Origin of the sequence: Mesorhizobium sp. M4A.F.Ca.ET.090.04.2.1, from assembly GCF_003999085.1 — a bacterium.
Taxonomy (GTDB): Bacteria; Pseudomonadota; Alphaproteobacteria; order Rhizobiales; family Rhizobiaceae; genus Mesorhizobium.
In genome coordinates this window covers 1-1,253 of the sequence record NZ_RZOT01000870.1, presented here as the reverse complement: position 1 = coordinate 1,253, position 1,253 = coordinate 1, and the positions used below count along the sequence as shown (strand labels likewise).

General features: G+C 59.4%; 2 protein-coding genes. One reads left to right on the top strand and one right to left on the bottom strand.

All coding sequences use genetic code 11. From position 1 onward, the window contains the following. Positions 1 to 52: 52 nt before the first annotated feature. A complete protein-coding gene (locus EN781_RS32755) occupies positions 53 to 355 on the top strand; it encodes a Dabb family protein (protein WP_126056704.1) in 303 nt (100 codons plus the stop codon). A gap of 51 nt (positions 356 to 406) precedes the next feature. Here EN781_RS32755 and EN781_RS32750 read toward each other — a convergent pair. Beyond that, the coding region (locus EN781_RS32750) for an aldo/keto reductase (RefSeq protein WP_145965798.1) at positions 407 to 1,253 on the bottom strand (847 nt) is incomplete at its 5' end.

Sequence of the window (1,253 nt, the reverse complement as noted above, 5' to 3'; positions counted from 1 at the left end):
TCTCATCCGCGCCTGGGTCGATGCCGAATAGCTGAATGAGGGAAAGCGAAAGATGATCCGTCACACAGTCGTGTTCACGCTGAAGCATGCGCCGCATTCGCTGGAGGAAAAGCGCTTCCTCCATGACGCCAGGAAGATCCTGACCGGGATCAAGGGTGTCACGCATTTCGAGCAGTTGCGGCAGGTCAGCCCCAAGAACGACTACCGCTTCGGCTTCTCGATGGAGTTCGCCGACCAGGCTGCCTACACAAGGTACAACGAGCACCCCGACCACGTCGCTTTTGTCCGCGATCGCTGGGTGCCCGAGGTCGAGGCGTTCATGGAGATCGACTACGTGCCGCTCGGCTGGAGTTGATATCCAGTCACTGCGAACGACCGCGTTCGATCCAGAGTGGCCATTGCGAAGCTATCGAGCACGAAACTCACCTTCTGGCGGTCTTTGGAGAATGGTTTCGATCTCAGCCATCACGGTCTCCGACAGCGACCCAAATTCCATGGCCGCGGCGTTCTCGACAGCCTGCTCGGGGGTTTTTGCGCCGGGGATGGGGTGAATGTTGCCACCTTTCGATAGCAGCCAGCACAAGGCACCCTGACCGAGCGTCCGCCCGCCAGCGGTGAGCAAATCGCGGATAGCATCAATCTGCTCTGTCAACTCGGAACGGGCGCGCGACGCTTCAAAATATACCTGCCAATCCGCGGGAACCGACCTGACGTCGTCTGGCGGAACGGTCCGTCCATCCGAGAATTTGCCTGTTAGCACGCCCATGGCGAGTGGCGACCGGGTCAGCTGCGCCAAACCGTTATTATATGCGGCTTTGCACATTGAGGGTGCATCGAAGAAAACGTTCATCGAGTGCTGGACCGTTGAAAAGCCGCTCCGGTCAGCGAACGCCTGGACGCTTGATGGAAAGTCGGTGCTCCAGCCGTAGCTTCGAATGTCTCCGGCCCGAACAAGCTGCTCCAAGACCTCAAACGCCGGTTCCGCATGTTCGATCGAGAGATCGTTCAAGTGGAGCAACATCACGTCGATGCCGTCTCGGCCCAGTCGGCGAAGGCTCTCGCCAACCGACCAGCGCACATATTCGGGATCGAACCTAGAGCCAGTCATCTGGCGGGAGGCCGGATCGAAGGAATGGCCGAATTTCGACACGATAACTGCCTCCGAACGGCCTGAGAGCGCCTCGCCCAAAAGCTCCTCCGAGTGCCCGGCGCCATACACCGCCGACGTATCGAAGAGCCGAACTCCACCATCC

What these genes read in the sequence shown, in the direction of transcription:
- EN781_RS32755 (WP_126056704.1), top strand. Translation starts at nt 53, where the DNA reads ATGATCCGTCACACAGTCGTGTTCACGCTGAAGCATGCGCCGCATTCG.